This is a genomic window from Variovorax sp. SRS16, from assembly GCF_901827165.1.
GTDB lineage: Bacteria > Pseudomonadota > Gammaproteobacteria > Burkholderiales > Burkholderiaceae_C > Variovorax.
In genome coordinates, this window is sequence record NZ_LR594666.1 from 538,976 (window position 1) to 558,627 (window position 19,652).

18 protein-coding genes are annotated in these 19,652 nt (G+C 68.6%); 13 read left to right on the top strand and 5 right to left on the bottom strand.

Translation table 11 applies throughout. The annotated features are described in order from the left end of the window. Nucleotides 1–99 precede the first annotated feature (99 nt). Nucleotides 100–834, bottom strand: a complete 735-nt coding sequence (locus tag E5P2_RS02635; RefSeq protein ID WP_162565620.1) for a helix-turn-helix domain-containing protein — start codon at nt 832–834, stop codon at nt 100–102. Nucleotides 835–954: 120 nt separating this feature from the next. On the opposite strand from E5P2_RS02635, the gene E5P2_RS02640 reads away from it, so the two are divergent. The 7 genes from E5P2_RS02640 (at nt 955) to E5P2_RS02670 (ending at nt 7,505) form a co-directional block, all read left to right on the top strand. Beyond that, complete coding sequence (locus E5P2_RS02640) at nt 955–1,800, top strand: hypothetical protein (protein ID WP_162565621.1); 846 nt, start codon at nt 955–957, stop codon at nt 1,798–1,800. A 21-nt stretch (nt 1,801–1,821) separates the two neighbouring features. Beyond that, nucleotides 1,822–3,774 carry an MFS transporter gene (locus tag E5P2_RS02645; protein WP_162565622.1) on the top strand — a complete coding sequence of 651 codons (1,953 nt, stop codon included), beginning with the start codon at nt 1,822–1,824 and terminating at the stop codon, nt 3,772–3,774. Next, nucleotides 3,774–4,433, top strand: a complete 660-nt coding sequence (locus E5P2_RS02650) for a phosphatase PAP2 family protein (protein WP_162565623.1) — start codon at nt 3,774–3,776, stop codon at nt 4,431–4,433. The genes E5P2_RS02645 and E5P2_RS02650 overlap by 1 nt, the downstream gene beginning before the upstream one ends. A 103-nt stretch (nt 4,434–4,536) precedes the next feature. Then, nucleotides 4,537–5,022, top strand: a complete 486-nt coding sequence (locus E5P2_RS02655; protein WP_162565624.1) for a YiaA/YiaB family inner membrane protein — start codon at nt 4,537–4,539, stop codon at nt 5,020–5,022. Between the two features lie 11 nt (nt 5,023–5,033). Next, the gene (locus tag E5P2_RS02660; RefSeq protein ID WP_232080556.1) at nt 5,034–5,501 is read left to right on the top strand and encodes a hypothetical protein; all 468 of its coding nucleotides are present in this window, start codon (nt 5,034–5,036) and stop codon (nt 5,499–5,501) included. A 101-nt stretch (nt 5,502–5,602) separates the two neighbouring features. Next, nucleotides 5,603–6,382: a DUF2145 domain-containing protein gene (locus E5P2_RS02665; protein WP_162570316.1), complete on the top strand. Its 780-nt coding sequence runs from the start codon at nt 5,603–5,605 to the stop codon at nt 6,380–6,382. Between the two features lie 37 nt (nt 6,383–6,419). Continuing rightward, nucleotides 6,420–7,505, top strand: coding sequence for a zinc ribbon domain-containing protein (locus E5P2_RS02670; RefSeq protein WP_162565625.1), 1,086 nt, complete (start codon nt 6,420–6,422; stop codon nt 7,503–7,505). On the opposite strand, the gene E5P2_RS02675 is transcribed toward E5P2_RS02670, so the two are convergent. From E5P2_RS02675 to queA, 3 genes are read right to left on the bottom strand one after another with little or no spacing between them, the layout of a single operon-like run. Beyond that, nucleotides 7,478–8,257 (bottom strand): SDR family NAD(P)-dependent oxidoreductase, encoded by a 780-nt coding sequence (locus tag E5P2_RS02675; protein WP_162565626.1) that lies wholly within the window; start codon nt 8,255–8,257, stop codon nt 7,478–7,480. The genes E5P2_RS02670 and E5P2_RS02675 overlap by 28 nt on opposite strands. Before the next feature lie 20 nt (nt 8,258–8,277). Then, nucleotides 8,278–9,450 carry a tRNA guanosine(34) transglycosylase Tgt gene (gene tgt, locus E5P2_RS02680; protein ID WP_162565627.1) on the bottom strand — a complete coding sequence of 391 codons (1,173 nt, stop codon included), beginning with the start codon at nt 9,448–9,450 and terminating at the stop codon, nt 8,278–8,280. 2 nt (nt 9,451–9,452) lie between these two features. Beyond that, nucleotides 9,453–10,493, bottom strand: a complete 1,041-nt coding sequence (queA, locus tag E5P2_RS02685) for a tRNA preQ1(34) S-adenosylmethionine ribosyltransferase-isomerase QueA (RefSeq protein ID WP_162565628.1) — start codon at nt 10,491–10,493, stop codon at nt 9,453–9,455. 47 nt (nt 10,494–10,540) lie between these two features. Between queA and recG the strand changes: the two genes are divergently transcribed. Further along, nucleotides 10,541–12,649, top strand: coding sequence for an ATP-dependent DNA helicase RecG (gene recG, locus E5P2_RS02690; protein ID WP_162565629.1), 2,109 nt, complete (start codon nt 10,541–10,543; stop codon nt 12,647–12,649). Nucleotides 12,650–12,700: 51 nt separating this feature from the next. Here the strand turns inward: recG and E5P2_RS02695 are convergent, their stop codons facing one another. Then, nucleotides 12,701–13,405: a GntR family transcriptional regulator gene (locus E5P2_RS02695; RefSeq protein ID WP_162565630.1), complete on the bottom strand. Its 705-nt coding sequence runs from the start codon at nt 13,403–13,405 to the stop codon at nt 12,701–12,703. Between the two features lie 259 nt (nt 13,406–13,664). Between E5P2_RS02695 and E5P2_RS02700 the strand changes: the two genes are divergently transcribed. The 5 genes from E5P2_RS02700 to E5P2_RS02720 all read left to right on the top strand — a co-directional run bounded on the left by E5P2_RS02700 (nt 13,665) and on the right by E5P2_RS02720 (nt 19,575). Beyond that, entirely contained in the window at nt 13,665–14,411 is a 747-nt protein-coding gene (locus tag E5P2_RS02700) for a DUF969 domain-containing protein (RefSeq protein WP_162565631.1), read from the top strand. A 2-nt stretch (nt 14,412–14,413) separates the two neighbouring features. Beyond that, entirely contained in the window at nt 14,414–15,370 is a 957-nt protein-coding gene (locus tag E5P2_RS02705; protein WP_162565632.1) for a DUF979 domain-containing protein, read from the top strand. A 98-nt stretch (nt 15,371–15,468) separates the two neighbouring features. Beyond that, on the top strand, nt 15,469–16,239 hold the full coding sequence (locus E5P2_RS02710; RefSeq protein ID WP_162565633.1) for a LamB/YcsF family protein: 771 nt from the start codon (nt 15,469–15,471) through the stop codon (nt 16,237–16,239). A 2-nt stretch (nt 16,240–16,241) separates the two neighbouring features. Beyond that, entirely contained in the window at nt 16,242–17,831 is a 1,590-nt protein-coding gene (locus tag E5P2_RS02715; RefSeq protein ID WP_162570317.1) for a 5-oxoprolinase/urea amidolyase family protein, read from the top strand. A 10-nt stretch (nt 17,832–17,841) separates the two neighbouring features. Further along, a complete protein-coding gene (locus E5P2_RS02720) occupies nt 17,842–19,575 on the top strand; it encodes an acetyl/propionyl/methylcrotonyl-CoA carboxylase subunit alpha (RefSeq protein ID WP_162565634.1) in 1,734 nt (577 codons plus the stop codon). The last annotated feature ends 77 nt before the right edge of the window (nt 19,576–19,652 follow it).

Below are 19,652 nucleotides of genomic sequence, written 5' to 3' on the forward strand. Positions count from 1 at the left end.
CATGGGAGTTTGCGCCATCGGTGGGATGGGGACCATCCGCTTTCTGCGATCGGTAGTCTAGCGCAGAAACCGGTTTCTTGAATCATGTGGGCGACCCGCTCAAGCCCGGCGCAGGCGCGTGAAAAGCTCGAATTCCCAGTTGCGCATGCCGAGCAGCAAGGTATAGCCCTCGCGCTCCTTGGGCGACAGCTTCTGGTCGGTCTGGTGCTGCTGGGCGAAGTCCTGGGCCACGCGCTGCAGGCGTTCGAGGAAAGCGGGCGCCAGCGAGCGGCTGATCGAGCCGTGGACCAGCAGCAGGCCTTCGGCCGGCCCGTCGAAGCCGCCCTTGTAGTAGTCGAGCACCACGTTCTCGCGGAAGAAATCCATCACCGGGCCATGCGGGCGCCAGCGGAAGGTCTTGGCCAGCTTGAGGCGGTAGCGGTTCAGCGGACGCAGCTCGATGATGCCGATGCGGTCCAGCTGGGCCAGGTAGCCGATGCACTCGGCCTGGCTGATCCGGTAGGCGGTGACGATCTGCTCCAGCGTCCACTGGCTCAGCACGTTGATCGCCACCAGCAGCAGCTTCTTGTCCTTGACCACGGCATTTTCCTGCTCGAGCGTCAGCTCCTTCAGCAAGGGCTGGTCGTCGGCCACGCGGCGGGCGAGTTCGGCGAAATCGATCTTGAGTGCGCGGCAGATCGCGTCGACCCGCGTGAGCGGCATGTCGCCCTTGGCGAGCATGCGCTTGACGCTGGACTCGGCCATGTCGAGCGACTTGGCGAGATCCGCATAGGTCATGCGGGCATTCTTGAGTTCGTTCTTCAGGGCCTGGACGAGGTCGACGGTGGTGCTCATGGGAAGAGTATTGCCTGTTGATACCAAGGGGCGTTGGAAATTGCTCCGTATCGATTTTCGATGCCCGAGAGGGGGTTGGCAACCTACATTCCGCCCCACCGCCACCTCTCGGAGCCCGCCATGTCCCTGCTGCCTTCCCTTTCCCGCCGCGAGCGCGGCCTGCTGTCCGTGTTCGCGTTGCTGACCCTGGTCGCGGTCGCCGGGCCGGACCTGCAAGCGACCGAACTGCCGCCGGCCGTGTTCGCCGATACCCAGGCCTGGCACGGGCTGCCGAACGCGATGGATGTGCTCAGCAACCTGCCCTTCCTGGTCATCGGGCTCTGGGGCCTGCGCTGGCTGCACTGGCTCGACCGGGCGCATGAAGACGTGCTGGATGCGGTGCCGCTGCCGCCATCGATGGTCCATCCGCCGGTCAATGCCCTCGATTGCGCCTGGATGTTCTTCGCCGGCCTGATCCTCACCGCCGCCGGCTCGGCGTTCTACCACCTGCAGCCCGACGACCTGCGCCTGGCGGCGGACCGCGCCGGCATGGCGGTCGTCTTCGCGGGGCTGGTCGGCTTCGCCGTCTGCGAACGGGTCAGTGCACGCGCCGGCTGGCCGGCCGCGTGGTTCGTGCTGGCGGCCGGGCTGCTGGCGGTGGGTGTCTGCGAGGAGACGGGCAACGTGCTGCCATGGGGACTGGTCCAGTTCGGCGGCATGGCGCTGGTGCTGACGCTGGCGCTCGGCAGGCCGATGCATGGCGCGGTCGGGCTCAGGCTCGGCTGGGTGGTCTTCTTCTATGCGTTGGCGAAGTTCTTCGAGTTCTCGGACGGCGCGATCCTCCAGGCCACGCATCAGCTGGTATCCGGCCACACGCTCAAGCATCTGACGGCCGCGCTCGCGGGATTGCCCGTGCTCCATGCACTGCAGGCCATGGGTCGCCGGACGCTGCGGCACAATCCGGGCGCGGCCGCAGTGACGGCCTGAGGAACCCGCAAGGGCATTCGCATGACCATCCCTGCCGACGCTTCCCTCGTCCTCGCGCCCGACGCGCCGGCGCACGCCAACCAGTTCGCGTTGCTGGGGCAGCGCCGCTTCGCGCCCTTCTTCTGGACCCAGTTCGCGGGCGCGGCCAACGACAACCTGTTCAAGTTCGCCTTCACGGTGATGGTGACCTACCAACTCCAACTCGACTGGATGCCGCCGGCGATGGCGGGGTTGGCGATCGGTGCGCTCTTCATCCTGCCCTTCCTGCTTTTCTCCGCGACCTCGGGCCAGCTCACCGACAAGTACGACAAGACGAAGATGATCCGCTTCGTGAAGAACCTCGAGATCGTGATCATGGGGGTCGCGGCCTGGGGCTTCATGCGTGCGGATGCCGCGGTGCTGCTGGGCTGCGTGTTCCTGATGGGGCTGCATTCGACACTCTTCGGTCCGGTCAAGTACGCCTACCTGCCGCAGGTGCTGGAGGCGCACGAACTCACCGGCGGCAACGGCGTGGTCGAGATGGGGACCTTCGTTGCCATCCTGCTCGGGCAGGTGGCCGGCGGCCTCCTGGTCGCGGTGCCGCAGATCGGCCATACCGCGGTGGCGGTGGCCTGTGTGCTGCTGGCGCTGGCGGGGCGCGGCGTGGCGCAGGCAATCCCGCGCACCCCGGCCACCGACCCGGGCCTGCGAATCAACTGGAATCCCGTCAGCGAGACCTGGCGCAACCTGAAGCTCGCCCACGGCAACCTGGTGGTCTTCCGCTCGCTGCTCGGCATCTCGTGGATGTGGTTCTTCGGCGCCGTGTTCCTGAGCCAGTTCCCGAGCTTCGCCAAGGAAGTGCTGCATGGCGACGAGCAGGTGGCATCGCTGCTGCTGGTGGTGTTCTCGGTCGGCATCGGCATCGGCTCGCTGCTGTGCGAGACGTTGAGCCGGCGCCAGGTGGAGATCGGCCTGGTGCCGCTGGGCGCGATCGGCATGAGCGTGTTCGCCATCGACCTGTATTTCGCCTCGCGCGCGCTGCCCGCCTCGGCGGAGATGGGGCTCGGTGTCTTCGTCGGCCGCTCGGCGCACTGGCATGTGATGGCCGATCTCGGCCTGCTGTCCCTCTTCGCGGGGCTCTACAGCGTGCCGATGTATGCGCTGATCCAGCTGCGCAGCCAGGCCACGCACCGGGCGCGGATCATCGCGGCCAACAACATCCTCAACGCGCTGTTCATGATCGCCAGCGCGGTCATTGCCGGCGCGCTGCTGAAGGCTGGCTTCACCGTGCCGCAGATCTTTCTTTTCACCGGCATCGCCAACGCGGTGGTCGCGTTCTACATCTTCATGCTGATGCCCGAGTACCTGCTGCGCTTCGTGGCCTGGGTGCTGACGCGTTTCGTCTACCGCTTCGACGTCCGGGGCAGCGAGCACATCCCGGCCGAAGGGCCCGCGGTGCTGGTGTGCAACCACGTGAGCTTCATCGATGCGGTGTTGCTGATGGCGGCGAGCCCGCGGCCGATCCGCTTCCTCATGGACCACCAGATCTTCCGGGTGCCCGTGCTCGGCGGGCTGTTCCGGCTGGCGAAGGCCATTCCGATCGCGCCGCAGAAGGAAGACCCCGCGGCCTACGAGGCGGCGTTCGCCCAGGCCGTGCAGGTGCTGCGCGAAGGCGACCTGCTGGCCATCTTCCCCGAAGGCGCGATCACGCGCGACGGCCAGCTGCAGCCGTTCAAGGGCGGCGTGATGAAGATCCTCGACGGCGCGCGGGCGCAAGGCCTCGAGGTACCCGTGATCCCGATGGCACTGACCAACCTCTGGGGTTCGTACTTCAGCCGCGTCGAGGTGCGCGGCGGGCAGAACGTGGCGATGGTGCGTCCGTTCCGGCGCGGCTGGTTCAGCCGTGTCGGGCTCCACGTCGGCAGCGCGATGCGGCCGGCCGATGTCGCGCCCGACGCGCTTCACGCGCGCGTGACCGGGCTCCTGAGCACCTGATGGCGTTGCCGTTTCCGGTCGGGTTCTGGCAGGTCGTCACCTGGTTCGGCGACAGCGGATTCCTGCTGCCCGTGGGCTTGTGGATCGCGGTGTGGCTCGGCGTTCGGCGCGCGACCCGGCCGACCGCGCTGATCTGGATCCTGCTGTTCGGTTTCGGCGGCTTCCTGATCGCCGCTTCCAAGATCGCGTTCATGGGCTGGGGCATCGGCAGCGCCACAGTCAACTTCACGGGCTTCAGCGGCCACACGGCGCTGTCGGCCAGCGTCTGGCCGGTCGCGTGCTGGCTCACGGCTTCGCACTGGGAGCACCGCGTGCGCGTGACGGCGGCCTCGCTCGGCCTGCTGTTCGCGATGCTCATCGGCCTCTCGCGGCTCGCGCTCTATGCGCATTCCAAATCCGAAGTGGTGGCGGGCTTCGCGCTCGGTCTCGCTGTCAGCGGATGCTTTCTCTGGCTGCAGCACCGGCGGCCTCATCCGCGATTGAACTGGACGCTGGTGCTGGTCAGCCTGGCCACCCCGATGATCTTCCTGCAGCCCGGGACGCCCGCGCCGGCCCAGGACGCGCTCGAACTGATCGCGATCCGTCTGGCGGGCACCGAGCGGGCGTTCACGCGCGATGACCTGCTGGCCCGGCGCCAGCTGCATTCGAGTATCAAATAGGGATACTGCCAGCGCTGTAGATCGCCACCGGTGCACTTATCTGCACCTTTGCGGCGGACCGCGAACCATCATTCGCGCTCCTTCACTACGCCGCGAGGCATGCATGCAATCCTCATCTTTCGCCACATCCATTCAGCGCGATACGCGCGCCTGGCAGGCCCAGGTCTGGATCTCTTTCGGGCTCGCGGGATTTCTCTGTGCGACCGGTCTCGCATGGCTGCCCGGTGCGACGCTGGACCGCGCCTTCATGGTGATGGGCTACGTGTTCTGCCTGTCGGCGGCCTTCGTGCTGGCGAAGTTCGTGCGCGACAGCCAGCGCGGCGCCATTCCCGGCGCCGGCGATACGCCGATGTGGAAGCTGGTGGTGTGGGGCGGCTTCCTCACCGCCATGGGGCTGACCGGCTGGGGGTTGCTGCGGATGGAGATCAGCGAAACCTACCGCGCCTTCCTCGGCGTCAGCTGGCTGTTCCTGATCAGCAGTGCGTTCACGCTCGCCAAGACGCTGCGCGACCGCCACGAGGCCGATCTTGCCGAGGCGCGCGTGCAGGGGCGCCGTGAAGGCCGCCTCGAAGCCGCGCAAGACGAATGAGGGACCGCATCATGATCAACAAGTCCCTCATCGCTCTGGCTGTCTGGATGGCGGCGTGTTTCGCGGCCGGCAGCCTTGTCGCACCGCTCAGCGCCCACGCGCAAAGCGAAGCCTCGGTCGGGCTCTCGCTGATGCCGGTCGCGTCGGTGGTCGGCGCTGCCTCGGCGACCGGGGCTGCGGCGAGCGCCGTGGTGGCGCTCCCTGCGGCGCTCTCGGTCGGCGGCGCGGCGCTGTCGGTGGTCGCCGTCGAAAGCGTGGCGGAGGGCACGGTCTACGTGCTCGAGCGCGCCTCGGACGGTGCGCGGGCCAGCATTCGGCTGACGGGCCGCGCGGCCCATGCGGCTTCGGTCGGCGTCGGCTCCGCGGTCGCGATCAGCGTGATCGGCACCGGCGTCGTGCTGTCGGCGGCGGGCGAGGTGCTGGCCTTCATCCCCAACGCGATCGGCCGCGCACTGCTCTACGACGAGAGGCTGTCGTGAAGCGCATCCCGACCAACTTCGGCCCCTACGAAGCCGAGGACGAGGCCTGCGTGCCGCGCTCGCTGCGTCTGCTGAAGACGACGCTGCAGCTCGCCGCCACGGTGGCGGCCGTGATCCTGGCGAGCATCTTCCTGTTCCCGCTCAACGCGCACGCCGGCCGGTCGTGCGAGCAGGTGAGGCCGAGCGCCGCCGCGATCGCCAAGGGCATGGCGCTCGCGCAGCGCACGTCCGAGGCGCTCGATGCGAGCGGCGCGCGCGTGGTGCTGCTGGCCCGAGCCGGGCAGGACCTGAGCAAGTACGGCCTGCGCTATTCGCACGTCGGATGGGCCTACAAGACCGAGGCGGGGCCGTGGCGCGTGGTGCACAAGCTCAACCAGTGCGGCACCGCGGTGGCCGAGGTCTATCGCCAGGGGCTGGGCCAATTCTTCCTCGACGATCCCTGGCGCTACGAGACCGCGTGGTCGGTGCCGACGCCGGCCGTGCAGGCCCAGATGCTGGCCGCGCTCAACGAGACACCGGCGCGCATCACACGGCTGCACGTCGAGCCCTACAGCATCGTGAGCTATGTCTGGGGCCGCAAATACCAGCAGTCGAACCAGTGGGCGATCGAGACGATGGCCGCCGCCATGGAGCCCGCCACCATCCGCACGCGCGAACAGGCGCAGGCCTGGCTGCAGTTCAAGGGCTACGAGCCGACCACGCTGAAGCTCGGCCCGCTCGCGCGGCTCGGCGGACGTATCAGCGCGGCCAACGTCGCCTTCGACGATCATCCGAACGAGAAGCGCTTTGCCGATCGCATCGAAACGGTGACGGCCGACTCGGTGTTCGAATGGCTGCCGCGCGCCGGACTCGGCGCGGCGCCGGTGGTGCTCGGCCTGTAGCGCGCACCGTCATGCAATCCCTGTCAGGAGGAACGAGATGAGCAAGTCCTTGCGGCTTTCGGAAAAATGGTTTCGTCGCGGTCTGTGGCTGGTGGCGCTGGCCTTCGCCGGTTTCCTGATCGGCCTCGGCAGCACGATCGTGGGCGATCTGCCACGGGTCGAGCGCACGCTCGGGCCCGAGGACTTCATCGATCGATCGGCCGCCGACCCCTTGCGCGCCACCATCACCGCGGCCGAGCGCAGCGGGCAGCAGGCCGAGCGTGAGCGCGAACAGGCCGAGCTGAAGCTCACGGCCGCACGACAGGCCAGCCGCGCGGCGCGCGAAACCTTCGCGAACTGGCTCGCGACGCGCCATGCCACCGCGCAACCGGACCAGGATGGCGAACTGGTCGCGCGCACCAAGGCATTGGACGTGCTCAAGCAGAAGGAGGACGAGGCCCAGCGCGATCTGGGCGCGCAGAACCAGATCGCGCTCGATGCGCGGCAGTCGCAGCAGCAGGCGCAGCAGAAGCTCGCGGTGCTCGAGGACGAGGCCAATGTCCGGCTGGAGGCCGAGAACCGCCGCGTCGAGCTGCGCGTGTTCGGCTATCGCCTCGCGCTCACGCTGCCGCTCCTGGTCATCGCCGGCTGGCTGTTCGTGCGCAAGCGCAAGAGCCAGTACTGGCCCTTCGTCTGGGGCTTCATCTACTTCGCGCTGTTCGCCTTCTTCGTCGAGCTGGTGCCCTACCTGCCGAGCTATGGCGGCTATGTCCGGTACGTGGTCGGCATCGTGCTGACCGTGCTCGTGGGGCGCTATGCCATCGTCGCGCTCAATCGCTATCTCGCACGCCAGAAGCTGGCCGAGGCGCAACCGGACCTGGTGCGCCGCGAAGAGCTGGGCTACGACACGGCGCTCGCGCGGCTCGCCAAGGGCGTATGCCCGGGCTGCGAGCGCCCGGTCGACCTGAAAAATACCGAGATCGATTTCTGCCCGCATTGCGGCATCGGCCTGTTCGACCATTGCCGCGTGTGCACGGCGCGCAAGAGCGCCTTCTCGCGCTTCTGCCATGCCTGCGGCACGGTGGCCGATGCGCCGGGCGCGCCGGAGCTTTCGGCTCAGGTCCAGCCGGCGTCGACCACGTAGTCCTGCGCAGTGCACATCTTCGAATCGTCGGCCGCGAGGAACAGCGCCATGCTCGCGATGTCCTCGGCCATCACCCGGCCCGGCAGGCACTGGGCGGCGTCGATCTGCGCTTCCGATTCGGGCTTGACCCACAGGCGCAGCTGGCGCTCGGTCATGACCCAGCCCGGCACGATCGAGTTGACGCGGATGTTCTCTTTGCCGAGGTCGCGGGCGAGCGAACGCGTGAGCCCGCGCGCAGCCGCCTTGCAGGCCTGGTACACCGGATAGCCGGCGCCCTTGATCATCCAGCTGATCGAGCCGAAGTTGATGATCGAGCCGCCGCCGAGCGCACGCATGTCGGGTGCGACCGCTTGCGCGGCGAAGAACTGGTGCTTGAAGTTGACGGCCACGAGGCGGTCGAAATCTTCGCTCGTGACATCGGCCATCTCATGGCGGCGGTCGTTGGCCGCGTTGTTGAGCAGCACGGCAATCGGCCCGAAGCGCTGGCGCACGGCATCGATCGCGGCCTGGAATGCGGGCACCTCGGTCACGTCGCATTGACAGAACAGCGGCGCATTCGTTGCGGCCAGTTCGGTTGCCAATGCGTGGCCCGCGGCCGCGTCGAGATCGCAGAAGCCGACGCGCGCGCCCTGCGCGTGAAAGAAGCGCACCAGCGTCTCGCCGATGCCGGAGGCGCCGCCGGAGATGAACACAGTGCGTCCCGACAGCGATGGATAGCGCGCCGAAGCCGAGGAGGTGGTGGATGCGGTCATGGCGAAGATTCTGATCCGGATCAGACGCCGCGTGCGCGTTCGGCCTTGAACTGCGCCCGGAATTCGGCAAAGCGCCCTGCATCGAGCGCGGTGCGGATCTCGTGCATCAGGTTCAGGTAGTAGTGCAGGTTGTGGATGGTCGTGAGCATCGGGCCCAGCATCTCGCCGCAGCGGTCGAGATGGTGCAGGTAGGCGCGGCTGAAACCGTCGCGGCCGCCTTCGTTCCATGGCACGCCCGACGCGCCCGCACAGGCATGGCAAGTGCAGCTCGGATCGATCGGCTGCGGATCGCTCTTGTGGCGCGCGTTGCGCATCTTGAGATCACCGAAGCGCGTGAACAGCGTGCCGTTGCGCGCGTTGCGGGTCGGCATCACGCAGTCGAACATGTCGACGCCCTGCGCCACGCCCTCCACCAGGTCTTCCGGCGTGCCCACGCCCATCAGGTAGCGCGGCTTGTGCGCCGGCAGCCGGTGCGGCGTGTGCGCCATGATGCGCAGCATCTCGTCCTTGGGCTCGCCGACGCTGACGCCGCCGATGGCATAGCCCGGGAAGTCCATCTCGACCAGCTGCGCCAGCGATGCCTCGCGCAGGTTCTCGAACATGCCGCCCTGCACGATGCCGAACAGCGCGTTGGGATTTTCGAGGCGCGCGAACTCCGTCGCGCAGCGCCGCGCCCAGCGCAGGCTGAGCTCCATCGACTGGCGCGCCTGGGCTTCGGTCGTGACCTGGCCGTCGATGTCGTAGGGCGTGCATTCGTCGAACTGCATCGCGATGTCGCTGTTCAGAATGGTCTGAATCTGCATCGAGACCTCGGGCGTGAGGAAGAGCTTGTCGCCGTTGACCGGCGAGGCGAACTTCACGCCTTCCTCGCTGATCCTGCGCATCGCGCCCAGCGACCAGACCTGGAAGCCGCCCGAATCGGTGAGGATGGGCTTGTCCCATTTCTCGAACGAGTGGAGACCGCCGAACTTCGCCATCACGTCGAGGCCGGGCCGCATCCACAGGTGGAAGGTGTTGCCGAGGATGATCTGCGCGCCCATCTCGTCGAGGCTGCGCGGCATCACACCCTTGACCGTGCCGTAGGTGCCCACGGGCATGAAGATCGGCGTCTGCACCACGCCGTGGTTGAGCGTGAGCGTGCCGCGCCGCGCATGGCTCGCGGGGTCGGTGGCGAGGAGTTCGAAATTCAACATGTTCAGGGTTGTCGTGCGAGCAGCATCGCGTCGCCGTAGCTGAAGAAGCGATAGCGCTCGCGGATCGCATGGGCATACAGCGCCATCACGTGCTCGTAGCCCGCGAAGGCGCTGACCAGCATCATGAGCGTGCTCTTGGGCAGGTGGAAGTTGGTGATCAGCAGGTCGACGTGTTCGAACACGAAGCCGGGCGTGATGAAGATGCGCGTGTCGCCGCGGGCTTCGCCGCTCTTGGCCCACGATTCGAGCGTGCGCACGGTGGTCGTGCCGACCGCGACGATGCGGCCGCCGCGCGCCTTGGCTTCGGCGATCGCGCGCTGCGTGGCCTCGGGCACTTCGTAGCGCTCGGCATGCATCGCGTGCTCGGCGATGTTCTCGGTCTTGACGGGCTGGAAGGTGCCGGCGCCGACATGCAGCGTGACGCTGGCGCGCCACACGCCGCGCGCTTCGAGCTGGTCGAGCAGGGCCTCGTCGAAATGCAGCGCCGCGGTCGGTGCGGCGACTGCGCCGGGCACGCGTGCGAACACTGTCTGGTAGCGGCGCTCGTCGTCGGACGAGTCGGTGTGCGTGATGTAGGGCGGCAGCGGGACATGGCCGCAGCGCGCCATCAGCGCATAGGGATCTTCGTTCGCGGCGTTGTCGAAGCGCAGGCGAAAGAGTGCGCCGTCTTCGTCGGGCCAGCGGCCCAGCAGGGTGGCGTTGAAGCCGCCGTGCATCGTCAGCGCGGTGCCGACCTGCGGCTTCTTGCTGACCTTCATGTGGGCGACCACCTCGTTGTCCTGCAATACGCGCTCGACCAGCAACTCGAGCTTGCCGCCGGTCGGCTTCTCGCCGAAGAGCCTCGCCTTGACGACGCGCGTGTCGTTGAAGACCAGCAGGTCACCGGCGCGCAACAGCGAAGGCAGATCCTTGAAGATGCGGTCGATCGCGCCGGGGCCGGTGCCGTCGAGCAATCGCGAGGCGCTGCGTTCGGCGGCGGGATGCTGGGCCACCCGATCGGGTGGCAGGTCGAAATCGAAATCGGAGAGGGTGAAGGTTCGCATGCTGCTCGAGGGTCGGACGGACCCGTGCCAAGTGCCAGAATTGTCCCATGCCCGCCGCCGCCAAGCGTTCGACTCCGGAAAAGCCCGCACCGGCCCCTGCGCCGGGCACGGGGCTGAGCCTGGTGCAGCGGGCGCTGCGCAAGCTCGGCCTCGTGCGCGACGTCGACTTCGCGCTCTACCTGCCGATGCGCTACGAGGACGAGACGCGCATCGTGCGGCTGGCCGACACGCGCGACGGCGACATGGCGCAGGTCGAGGCGGTGGTCACCGAGAGCGAAGTGGTGTTCCGGCCGCGGCGCCAGCTGGTCGTCACCGTCGACGACGGCAGCGATACCTGCCAGCTGCGCTTCTTCAACTTCTATCCCTCGCAGCAGAAGCAGCTCGCGGTGGGCGCGCGGGTTCGCGTGCGCGGCGAAGTGCGCGGCGGCTTTCTCGGGCGGCAGATGATGCATCCGGCGGTCAAGGCCGCGGGCACCGAATTGCCGGAGGCGCTGACACCGGTCTATTCGACGATCGCGGGGCTGGCGCAGCCGGTGCTGCGCCGCGAGGTGCGCTCGGGCCTGGCGCGCGCAGTGCTCGACGAGACCTTGCCGGCCGGCACGGCGCCGCACGGCGCCTGGGATCTGCGCCGCGCGCTGTCCTTCCTTCACTATCCCGCGCCCGATGTGGCGCTGGCCACGCTCGAGGACCGCAGCCATCCGGCGTGGCAGCGGCTCAAGGCCGACGAGTTGCTCGCGCAGCAGTTGTCGCAGCTGCAGGCGCGCCGCGCGCGTGCGGCGCAGCGCGCGCCGGTGCTCGATGCGGCGGCGTCCGGCGCTTCGCTGCATCGCGAGCTGCTTGGCGTGCTGCCCTTCGCGCTGACCGGCGCGCAGCGGCGCGTCGGCGAAGAGATCACGCGCGACCTCGCGCGCGAAGTGCCGATGCATCGGCTGCTGCAAGGCGATGTCGGCTCCGGCAAGACCGTGGTTGCCGCGCTCGCGGCCGCGCGCTGCATTGATGCGGGTTACCAGTGCGCGCTGATGGCGCCGACCGAGATCCTCGCGGCCCAGCATTTCGGCAAGCTGGTCGGCTGGCTCGACCCGCTGCTGGCCGAGCGCGGCCTGCGCGTCGCCTGGCTCACCGGCAGCCAGAAGAAGAAGGAGCGCGATGCGATGTCGGCCGCGGTCGAGAGCGGCGAGGCGGCGCTCGTGATCGGCACGCACGCGGTGATCTCGGAGAAAGTGTCGTTCAGCAAGCTCGCGTTGGCCATCATCGACGAGCAGCACCGCTTCGGCGTGGCGCAGCGCCTCGCGCTGCGCGGCAAGGCGGTCGGTGAACTCGAGCCTCACCTGCTGATGATGAGCGCCACGCCGATCCCGCGCACGCTGGCGATGAGCTACTACGCCGACCTCGATGTCTCGACGCTCGACGAACTGCCGCCCGGCCGCACGCCGATCGTCACGAAGCTGGTGGCTGAACACCGTCGCGACGAGGTCGTCGAACGCATTCGGGCGCAGCTCGCGCAGGGGCGCCAGGTCTACTGGGTCTGCCCGCTGATCGAGGAGAGCGAAGCGGTCGACCTGCGCAACGCGACCGAAACCCGCGACGAGCTGGCCGCCGCGCTCGGCGCGCAGGTCAGCGTCGGCCTGCTGCATTCACGCATGCCGACGGCGGAGAAACAGGCGGTGATGGAAAGCTTCACCGCCAACCGGCTGCAGGTGCTGGTGAGCACCACCGTGATCGAGGTCGGCGTCGACGTGCCCAATGCCTCGCTGATGGTGATCGAGCATGCCGAGCGTTTCGGCCTCTCGCAATTGCACCAGCTGCGCGGCCGGGTCGGGCGCGGCGCGGCAGCATCGGCTTGCGTGCTGCTGTACGCGCCGAACGAAGGCGGGCGCGTCGGCGAGGCGGCGCGTGCGCGGCTCAAGGCGATGGTCGAAACCGCCGACGGCTTCGAGATCGCACGGCGCGACCTGGAGATCCGCGGACCCGGCGAATTCCTCGGCGCGCGGCAGTCGGGCGCGCCGCTGCTGCGTTTTGCCGACCTGGCGACCGATGTGCTGTTGCTCGATTGGGCGCGCGAGCTCGCGCCGCGGATGCTCGACCGTGATCCCGCACTGGCCGAGAAACACATCGACCGATGGCTTGGCACCAGGGCCGAGTACCTCAAGGCTTGAGCACGTTCGGGCAGCGTGCCGGCGCCATGGCCCTTTGCCGGCTCTTTCTTCTCAGGTGTCGAGGCCGCCCTCGGGCATGCGCCGGGCATAGACGGCCAGCACGATGCGCTCTGAATGCACGAGGTAGTCGTTGAGCGCGGCCGCGCCCTCGGTGAACTTGCCGGCCTCGAAGAACTCGAGGATCTTCATGTTCATGTCCACGTACGGCGCGTGCAGGAATTCGGGGTCCTTGAGCAGGCCGAAGGCGAGCCGCAGCTCGACCAGGATGTGGGCGAAGAGCACGTTCAGCCGTTCGCTGTCGGCAAGCTCCACGATCGCCATGTGGAACTCCATGTTGGCCGTGCCCACGCCCAGCCAATCGCCCTTGTCGCGGCAGCGCAGCGCCATTCCCACGGCCTCGCGCATGTGTTTTCTGGCGGGGTGCTGCGGATAGGCCTGCGCCAGCGCCTGGCACTCGATGAGGCGCCGCACGCGGTAGATGTCGATGATCGACGCGATGCTCGGCACCGCCACGAACACGCCGCGGTTGGGCGCGTGCTTGAGCAGGCCTTCCTTGGTCAGCGTGCGGAACACCTCGCGCAGGGTGTTGCGGGAAATCTCGAAGCTGTCGGCCAGCGCGGCCTCCGACAGCCGCTGGCCCGGCGAGAACTCGCCCTTGACGATTTTCTGGCGGATGAGCTCGGCCACCCTCTCGTTGAGCGTCTGCGAGGCGGCGGCCGGCGAAACAGGGTGAGGGTGGGAAGCCAGTGGGTTCATGCCGGACATGGAAGGGGAAGCGCTTTGTAGCAGATCGCCGACCCGGCAAGCAGCGCATCCAACAGCGCTGTGCTCAGGGTTTTCATGGGGTTGTTGCGGCATGATTGTTTGGCAAACTACATGTGATTGTTCAACAATTAAATATGAATGATATGTTCATTCTGAATTGATTGCTCATCGATTGGCGCGAAATTTGCGTTGCCCTGGCGTGCGGGCGCACATTGCGCGAGGTGATTCCGAACTCCAACGAAAGACCCACATGACACCTGAGATCTCTCTGTGGCCGCTGATCGGCGTGGCCGTCATCATTGCGGGCTTCGTCCTGCGCTTCAACCCGATGCTGGTGGTGATCGTGACGGCCATCGTGACGGCGTTCGCTGCGGGCTTCGGCCCGACCGCGGTGCTGGCAGCCATCGGCAGCGGGTTCATCAAGACCCGCAACCTCCCGCTGATCATCCTGCTGCCGCTGGCGGTGATCGGGCTGCTCGAGCGCCACGGCCTGCGCCAGCATGCGCAGAACTGGATCGGCCGCATCAAGTCGGCCACCGCCGGACGGCTGTTGATCGTCTACCTCGCGGCCCGCGAGCTCACTGCCGCCGTCGGCCTCACCAGCCTGGGCGGTCATCCGCAGATGGTCCGCCCGCTGCTCGCGCCCATGGCCGAAGGCGCCACCGAGGCCCGCTACGGCAAGCTGCCCGAGCGCATTCACCACAAGCTGCGTGCCTATGCCGCGGCGACCGACAACGTGGGCCTGTTCTTCGGCGAGGACATCTTCGTGGCCTTCGGCGCGATCGTCCTGATGAGCACCTTCCTGCACGAGGCCGGCATCGACATCGAGCCGCTGCACATCGCGCTGTGGGGCATCCCGACCGCGATCTCCGCTTTCGTGATCCATGCCTGGCGGCTGCGCCGGCTGGACCGGTCGATCGCGCGTGAGATGCGTGAAGAAGAGGGGGCCGACAAGCCGGCGGTTCCCGCCGTTCCCGCTGTGCAGGAAGGCCGCTGATCATGATTCTCTCGATCCAGCTCCTGTACGTTCTGGTCGGCCTGATCCTCGCCATCACGGCGATCATGACGCTGACCGATCGCCAGCACCCCAAGCGCTACACCAGCGCGCTCTTCTGGGGCCTCTATGCGCTGGTCTTCCTGATCGGCGATCGGTTGCCGCCCACCTGGGTCGGTGTCGGCGCGATCGCCATGGCCGTGATCGCCGGCTTGCGCGGTGTCGGCGCGGGCAAGCATCGCGAACCGACGCCGGTCGAGTACCAGGCCAGCGCCCGGCGCCTGGGCAACAAGCTGTTCATGCCGGCACTGGCGATTCCGCTGGTCACCGTGATCGGCACCGTGCTGATGAGCAAGGTGAAGATCGGCGACGCCTTCCTGCTCGACCCCAAGAACACCACGCTGGTCAGCCTGGGCGTGGGCTGCGTGGTGGCGCTGGCGCTGGCGTGCTGGCTGACGCGCGAGACACCGGTGCAGGGCATGCGCGAGTCGCGCCGCCTGACCGACGCGCTGGGCTGGGCCGTGGTGTTGCCGCAGATGCTGGGCATGCTGGGCCTGGTGTTCTCCGATGCCGGCGTGGGCAAGGCGGTGGCGCACATCACCACCAGCTACATCAACATGGACATCCGCTTCGTCGCCGTCGTGGTGTACGTCGTAGGCATGGCGCTCTTCACGGTCATCATGGGCAACGGCTTCGCTGCCTTCCCGGTGATGACGGGTGGCGTCGGCGTGCCGGTGCTGGTGGGCGTGTACCACGGCGACCCGGCGGTGATGGCGGCCATCGGCATGTTCTCGGGCTACTGCGGCACGCTGATGACGCCGATGGCCGCCAACTTCAACATCGTGCCGGCGGCGCTGCTGGAGCTGCCCGACAAGAACGCGGTGATCAGAGTGCAGTTGCCGACCGCTGCGGCCTTGCTCGTGGTCAACACCTTCCTTCTGTACTTCCTGATGAACCGCTGATGGCCGCCCTCGCAGGACAAAGATCGACGGCCCGGCCGATGCCATCGGCGCCGCACTGACCTGATCCCACCGCGCACGCCGTGCGCCGGAGACCGACGATGAAGATCGACTTGAACAGCGACCTGGGCGAAAGCCTGGGCGCCTGGCGCATGGGCGACGACAACGCCATGCTGGCGGTGGTGAGCAGCGCCAACGTGGCCTGCGGCTTCCATGCGGGCGACCCCGCCGGCATCCTCGAGACGCTGCGCCGCGCAAAGGAGCGGGGCGTCGCGGTCGGCGCCCACGTGGCCTACAACGACCTCGTCGGCTTCGGCCGGCGCAACATGGACGTGGCGAGCGCCGACCTGCGGGCCGACGTGATCTACCAGATCGGCGCATTGCAGGGCCTGGCGACGGCCGCCGGCACTTCCGTGCGCTACGTGAAGCCGCACGGCGCGCTCTACAACACCATGGCCCATGACGAGCGGCAGGCGCGCGACGTGATCGCCGCCATCCGCGAGATCGACCCCGGCCTGTGCCTCGTCGCGCTGGCCGGCTCGCCGCTGCTGCGCTGGGCCGAGGCCCAGGGGCTGCGCACGGTGTCCGAGGCCTTCGCCGACCGCGCCTACACGCCCCAAGGCACGCTGGTATCGCGGCGCGAACCCGGCGCGGTGCTGCACGACGCGCAGGAAGTGGCCGAGCGCATGCTGCGGCTGGTGTCGGACGGCATCGTCACCGCCCTCGATGGCAGCACGGTGCGCATCCGGGCCGAGTCGGTGTGCGTGCACGGCGACAGTCCGGGCGCGGTCGAGATGGCGCGCCAGGTGCGCGCTCGGCTCGAGCAGGCGGGCGTGGCGATCCGCTCCTTCGTGGATGCGCCGGCCTCATGACGATGCGCATCCTCAGCGTCAACACGAATGCCGTGCTGGTCGAGCTGGACGACCTCGCGCGCACGCTTGCACTGCAGGCCTCGCTGCGGGCCGAGCCCATTGCGGGGATCGAGGAACTCGTGCCGGCAGCGCGTACCCTGCTGATCACTTTCCGCCCAACCGCCATCTCGGCCGCAGAACTCGCGCGCCAGGTTCGGCAACGCCCCCTGGAAGCCCGCGAGCTGCGTGCGGACAAGCGCATCGAGATTCCCGTGCGCTACACGGGCGAGGATCTGGCCGAGGTGGCCGGGCTGCTCGGCATCACGCCGCAGGAGCTGGTGCGCCGCCATACCGGCAGCGACTACACGGTGGCCTTCACCGGCTTCGCGCCGGGATTCGCCTATCTGTCCGGTGGACATCCGAGCCTGGACGTACCCCGGCGCACTGTGCCGCGCACGCGGATTCCGGCAGGCGCCGTCGGGCTCGCGGGCAGCTTCAGCGGGGTCTATCCGCAGGCCAGCCCGGGCGGCTGGCAGATCGTCGGCGTCACCGACGCGCCGATGTGGGACCTGGCGCGCGAAACGCCAGCGCTTCTGCAGCCGGGCGACACGGTGCGCTTCGTGGACGTCACGGCGTCGCCGCGGCGCCTGTCTGTGGTCGTGGATACAGCGCCGTTGTCTTCGAATGCCGACGTCGTGCCGGGCGGCAGCGCGCTCGAGGTGCGCGCCACGGGGTTGCAGGCGCTGTGGCAGGACCGTGGCCGACTTGGCCAGGCCAAGCAAGGTGTCTCCGCTTCCGGTGCCATGGACCAGCGGGCACTTCAGGCGGCCAATCGCCTCGTCGGCAATGCATCGGATGTGGCCTGCGTGGAGATCGCCGACGGCGGATTTCGGTTCGCCTGCCGCGGCGATGCCGTGGTCGCCGTGACGGGCGCCGACGGGCCGCTCGCGCTGACCCGTGCCGACGGTGCGCAGTGGCCATTGGCGCGCTACCAGGCCATCGCGCTCGCCGATGGCGACACCGTGGCGCTGGCCGAGCCGCGCGCCGGCGTCCGCAGCTACCTGTCGGTGCGTGGCGGCTTCGCCATCGCGCCGGTGCTGGGCAGCTGCGCAACCGACACACTGGCCCGCGTCGGCCCGCCCCCGCTGGCCGTGGGCGACGTGCTGCGGGTGCGCGCGGTGACCGCGGGCGGCGTGGTGGGCGCGCCCGAGACGCCACCGGCCGACCTGCCCACCTTGCAGGAGGAGGTCGTGCTCGACATCGTGCTCGGGCCGCGCACGGACTGGTTCGCGGCCGACGCCATCGAGCGCCTGTGCAGCCAGCCGTGGCAGGTCACGCCGCAGTCCAGCCGCGTCGGCATCCGGCTGGCCGGGGAACAGCCGCTGGTTCGCACCCGGCTGTCGGAACTGCCCAGCGAGGGCACTGCGCGCGGCTCGCTCCAGGTCCCACCCAGCGGCCAGCCGGTGTTGTTCCTCGCCGACCACCCGCTGACGGGCGGCTACCCCGTGATCGCCTCCGTCGCCATCCATCACCTGGACCGTGCGGGACAGATCCCGGTGAATGCCCGCGTCCGCTTCCAACCGGTGGCCGCGCTCGGCCCCGTCGAACTGTGAGAGTCTTGCGATGAAAAAAGTACTGATCGCCAACCGCGGCGAAATCGCCGTGCGCATCGCGCGCGCCTGCGCGGACTACGACGTCCGATCGGTCGCGGTCTACGCCGATCCCGATCTCGATGCGCTGCACGTGCGCATGGCCGACGAGGCCTACGGCCTGGATGGCCACCGGCCCGCCGACACCTACCTGCACATCGCCAAGCTGCTGGCCGTCGCTGCGCGCTGCGGCGCCGACGCCGTGCACCCCGGCTACGGCTTCCTGTCGGAGAGCGCGGCCTTCGCGCAAGCGGTGATCGATGCCGGCCTGGTCTGGATCGGCCCCTCTCCGTCCGCCATCGCGCGCCTGGGCGACAAGGTGCAGGCCCGCAAGCTCGCATTGCAGGTCGGTGCCCCATTGGTGGCGGGCACGGCCGATCCCGTGAAGGATGCTTCGGAGGTGCTTGCCTTCGCCGAGCAGCACGGCCTGCCGGTCGCGATCAAGGCCGCGTTCGGCGGTGGCGGCCGTGGCATCAAGGTGGCGTGGCGCATGGACGAGGTGGCGGGGCTCTTCGAATCGGCCGTGCGCGAAGCGGTGACGGCCTTCGGCCGCGGCGAGTGCTATGTCGAGCAGTTCCTGGACCGGCCGCGACACGTCGAGGCGCAGGTGATCGCCGACACGCACGGGCAGGTGGTGGTGCTCGGCACACGCGACTGCTCGCTGCAGCGGCGCAATCAGAAGCTGGTCGAAGAAGCGCCGGCTCCTTTTCTGAGCGACGCGCAGCGCGAGCGCATTCATCGGTCGGCGCGCGATATTTGCCTGGAAGCCGGCTACACCGGCGCCGGCACCGTCGAATTCATGCTCAGTGCCGGCGGCGCGATCTCCTTTCTCGAGGTCAACACGCGGCTGCAGGTCGAGCATCCCGTGACCGAGGAAACCACCGGCATCGACCTGGTGATCGAGCAACTGCGCATCGCCGACGGGCTGCCGCTGTCGGTCACGCAGACGCCGGTGCCGCGCGGCCACGCCTTTGAATTCCGCATCAACGCCGAAGACGTCGGGCGCGGCTTCTTGCCGTCGCCGGGGCCGGTCGAGGTCTTCGACGCGCCCTCGGGGCCCGGGGTTCGTGTCGACAGCGGCGTGGTTGCCGGCTCGACGGTGCCCGGCACTTTCGATTCGCTGATGGCCAAGCTCGTCGTCGTCGGCGCCACGCGCGAGCAGGCGATGGCGCGCGCGCGGCGGGCGTTGAAGGAGTTCCGCATCGAAGGCCTGCCGACGGTGCTGCCGTTTCATCGCGCGGTCATGATGCACCCGGACTTCGTGTCAGGTGATGCCTTCAAGGTGCACACCCGCTGGATCGAGACCGACTTCGCGAACGGCGAACCTGCCGCGCTGCGCCCCGAGCCGCTGCCGGACACCACGCTGATGCGCACCGCGATCGAAGTGGATGGTCGCCGGATGTCGCTGGGCCTGCCGCCGCAGCTGCTGCGCGGGCTGTCCGTGGCCTCTGCCGGCGGCGCGAGCCCGGCGCCGGCCGGCGCGGCGCCTGCGATGGATGCGGCCGCCGTGGCCGCGCCGGTCTCGGGCACGCTGCAGGGCTGGAAGGTCGCCGACGGCGAGGAGGTCGAGGCGGGCTGCGTGATCGCCGTGATGGAAGCGATGAAGATGGAGATGCAGGTTCTGGCACACCGCAGCGGGCGCATCGCCATGTTCGCGGCGACTGGCGGCTTTGTGGCGGCCGGTGCGACGATCGCGGCCATCGGCTGACGGCATCTTCATCCGGTATCGAGCGGACAAGCCCGGCGGTTGCGCGCGCCCGCCGAGACCCCGCGACGGTCGGGTCA